The 3,792-nt window shown below is 73.6% G+C and carries 2 protein-coding genes and 1 pseudogene; 1 reads left to right on the forward strand and 2 read right to left on the reverse strand.

Annotated features, from left to right (window positions below; all coding sequences use genetic code 11):
* Both AAHZ94_RS30285 and AAHZ94_RS30290 read right to left on the reverse strand, forming a co-directional pair.
* A pseudogene (locus tag AAHZ94_RS30285) lies at positions 1-543 on the reverse strand (hypothetical protein); the annotation flags it as partial.
* Positions 544-1,162: 619 nt separating this feature from the next.
* Positions 1,163-2,263, reverse strand: a complete 1,101-nt coding sequence (locus AAHZ94_RS30290; RefSeq protein WP_349996926.1) for a LacI family DNA-binding transcriptional regulator — start codon at positions 2,261-2,263, stop codon at positions 1,163-1,165.
* A gap of 359 nt (positions 2,264-2,622) precedes the next feature.
* Here AAHZ94_RS30290 and hisC point away from each other — a divergent pair, with 359 nt between their 5' ends.
* Positions 2,623-3,708 carry a histidinol-phosphate transaminase gene (gene hisC, locus AAHZ94_RS30295; protein ID WP_349996927.1) on the forward strand — a complete coding sequence of 362 codons (1,086 nt, stop codon included), beginning with the start codon at positions 2,623-2,625 and terminating at the stop codon, positions 3,706-3,708.
* The last annotated feature ends 84 nt before the right edge of the window (positions 3,709-3,792 follow it).

Consider the following 3,792-nt stretch of genomic DNA (forward strand, 5'->3'; position numbering starts at 1 on the left):
GGGTGCCGGCTGCCGCGGCCCGGGCACGGTGCCCGGCGCGTACCCGGACCCGACACCCTGGCCCGGCTGGCCCGGCTGGCCCGGCTGGCCCGGCTGGCCCGGCTGGCCCGGCTGGCCCGGCTGCACGGCGGTGCCCGGTGCCGGCGGGGCGGTCGGGTGCGGTGCCGCGGGCGGGCGCGGGGCGGTCTGGCCCGGGGCGTACGACTGGGGGTTGCTCGGCTGCTGGGTGGCGGCCTGCGAGGCGGACGCCGGGCGGGGGCCGGGCGCGGCCGGGGGTCGGTGCGGCTGGGACGGATGTGCCTCGGGCGCGGGGTGTGCCGGGTGCGCATGGGGTGGCCGGGCTGCGGCCTGGGGCCCGTTCTGCTGCGCGGTCGGCGGCTTCTGCTGCGCCGCCGGCGGCGCGTAGGACTGCGGCGCGCGCTGCCCGGGGGCCCGGTGTTCGCGCTGGTCCTGCCGTACGGGAGCGGGCTGGGCCGGGCCCTGGGCGGGCACCGCGGCCTGCGGTCCCGCGCTGAGCGGCCGTACCCGCGGGGTCGTACCCACGTGCGTCATGCGGAGGGGGGGCGCGGTCGGCCCGGGCCCGCCGGAACCGTCGGGCCCCTCTTGGCCGGGCCCGCGTCCGGCCGCGCGGCCAGGCTGCTCAGTGCCGTGTTCGGCCTGCTGGCCGGGGGCGGGACGGGCCGGTGCGGTAGGTGTGACCTGGGGTGCGGCAGGGGGCGCCGCCGGGGGAACCGGGCGCTCCGCTTCGCCCTGCTCGGGTCGAGCGTCGTGCCCCGCATCCTGATGCGAAGACGTGGTCCGTGCCGTGGGTCCCTGACCGGCCCCCGGAGTCATCGACCCCTCCACCATCGCGCCGCCGTGCACCTTCTGGACCTTGCCTGGTCGACGGGGGTCCGCGGTGTCGTCCGCCCATCATAGGAATGACCGTCGGGGGTTGTGACGCACCAGGGGTCGCGAAACGGCCCGAGCGCAGGGTTCGCCGGGCATTTCTCCCGAATTGGCCGCTTGGCAGGGGCGCATTACACCGTAACGAACGGCCACCGGCCGTGTGGATGACGGGTCGGGCGCCCCGGCGAAGCCGGCGGTCAGTGGGGCAGGGCGGGCAGGCGCGGAGCGCGCGGTGCTCGCGAGAGCGACGGGGTGACGCGTTGCGCCCCGGCGCTCAGTTGCTCGCGGGTCCGCGCGGGGCGCTCACGGTGGTACGGGGCGGACGCCGTTGGGACGAGGCCCGCACGATGAGCTCGGTCGGTATCACCTGCTCGACCGGGCCACCGCCGTCGACGCCTTCGATGGCGTCGATCAACAGTTGGACGACGGCGGTACCGATCCGACGGGGTTTCAGGGAGAGGGTGGTGATCGGTGGGTCGGTGCTGGTGTACACGCTGGATTCGCTACAGCACACGAGCAGCAGGGCGGCGGGGACCCGCAGCCCGTCGCGCCGGGCGGCGGCGAGCAGATCGGTGCCGTTGGGGTCGAAGAGGCCGTAGACCGCGTCCGGCCGGTCGGGTCTGGCCAGCAGTCGGTCGGCGGCGACGGCCCCCGCGCAGGGGTCGTGCGCCGGATACTCCTCGTACACCGGGTCCTGGCCCACGCGCTCGCACCAGGAGAGGTACGCGGAGGTGGAGAGCCGGGTGTAGGTGTCCGTGGTGGTGCCGGTGAGCAGGCCGATGCGTCGGGCGCCGGCCTCGGCGAGGTGATCGAGCAGACCGCACACGGCGGCCTGGTGGTCGTTGTCCACCCAGGCGGTCACCGGTACCGAGCTGGCGGGGCGGCCGTCGGAGACGACCGGAATCCCGTGGCGTACCAGCTCGGCCACGACCGGGTCCTGATCGGACGGGTCGATGACCACGGTGCCGTCCAGCGCCACGTTGGACCACACGTCGTGGCGCGAGGTGGCGGGCAGGATGACGAGGGCGTAGCCGCGGGCCAGCGCGGCGGAGGTGGCCGCGCGGGCCATCTCGGCGAAGTAGGCGAACTCGGTGAAGGTGAAAGGTTCATCCCCGTACGTGGTGACCGTCAGGCCGATGAGACCTGACTTGCCGGTACGGAGCGTGCGGGCCGCGGCGGAGGGGCGGTAGCCCAGCCGGTCGGCGACCTCGCGGACGTGGCGGCGGGTGGCATCCGGTAGCCGTCCCTTGCCGTTGAGCGCGTCGGAGACGGTCGTGATCGAGACCCCGGCTGCGGCGGCCACGTCCCGGATGCCCGCTCGCCCCAACCGGCGGCCGGTCGACCGGCTCACCTGGTGCTTCCCTGCTGCTGTCATGGCGTGCCGATAGTAGGGCTCGAAGGGTGCGTTCGGAGGAATCGGCAGGCCCCTGTCAACAGGCACGATTCTGCATGAGTCGCCCCCGGTAAAAACCTTAAAATGCAAGGTAGTTGGCCGATCCGTGGTGCCTCTGCATGGCGGTGTGGTGGTCACGCCTACTGCTTGCCTTATGTTTCGGAGAGGTCTCAACTCACTCTGATGGGTGACGCGCGCCACGGCGCCCGCCACCGGCGCACACTGAGACGAAGAGCGCTCCCCATGGTCTTTACGGCACCCCGGGGAATCCTCATAAGGTAAGCAGTATTGCTTTTCTGTTGCTGACTGCTGTGCTCGGGATGGTCTGAGGAGGATCTGCGGTGTCTGAGAAGAGCCCCAAGCTGCGTGCCGCGCTCGATGGCGTGCCGACCTACAAGCCGGGCAAGCCGGCGGCTGCGCGCGAGGGCGGCGGGACGACGTACAAGTTGTCCTCGAACGAGAACCCCTACCCGCCGCTGCCCGGGGTCCTGGAGCAGGCGGTGCAGGCCGCCGGTGCCCTCAACCGCTACCCCGACCTGGCGTGCAGCGGGCTGATGGCCGAGCTCTCCACCCGGTTCGGGGTGCCGATCGAGCACCTGGCCACCGGCACCGGCTCGGTGGGCGTGGCCCAGCAGCTCGTCCAGTCGACGGCGGGGCCGGGCGACGAGGTCATCTTCGCTTGGCGCTCCTTCGAGGCGTACCCGATCATCACGCAGGTCTCCGGCGCGACCGCGGTACCGGTGCCGCTGACCACGGGCGAGGTGCACGACCTTAGCGCGATGCTCGCCGCGATCACCGAGCGGACCCGGCTGATATTCGTCTGCAACCCCAACAACCCCACCGGCACCGTGGTCCGCCGCGCGGAGCTGGAGCGCTTCCTCGACGCGGTGCCCTCCGACATCCTGATCGTGCTGGACGAGGCGTACCGCGAGTTCATCCGCGACGAGGACGTCCCCGACGGCCTCGACCTCTACCGGAGCCGCCCCAACGTGTGCGTGCTGCGCACCTTCTCCAAGGCGTACGGGCTGGCCGGGCTGCGGGTCGGCTTCGCGGTCGGCCACGAGCCGGTGGCCGCCGCGCTGCGCAAGACGGCGGTGCCGTTCGGCGTGACGCAGGTGGCGCAGGAGGCCGCCATCGCCTCGCTGCGCAGCGAGGACGCGCTGCGCGAGCGGGTGGACGCGCTGGTCGTGGAGCGGGCCCGGGTGTACGAGGCGCTGGTCGGACAGGGCTGGACCGTTCCCGAGTCGCACGGCAACTTCGTCTGGCTGCGGCTCGGCGAGCGCACCGCGGACTTCGCGGCTGCGTGCGAGCGCGCCGGCGTCGTGGTGCGGCCGTTCGTGGGCGAGGGCGTACGGATCACCATCGGTGAGACCGAGGCCAACGACATCTTCCTGGCGGCGGCGGAGTCCTTCCGCAAGGAGCTCTAGGCCGCGCCGGGGGGGGGGGGGGGGGGGGGGGGGGGGGGGGGGGGGGGGCGGGGGGGGGGGGGGGGGGGGGGGGGGGGGGGGGGG

It is taken from the genome of Streptomyces sp. HSW2009, assembly GCF_040240285.1.
Taxonomy (GTDB): domain Bacteria; phylum Actinomycetota; class Actinomycetes; order Streptomycetales; family Streptomycetaceae; genus Streptomyces.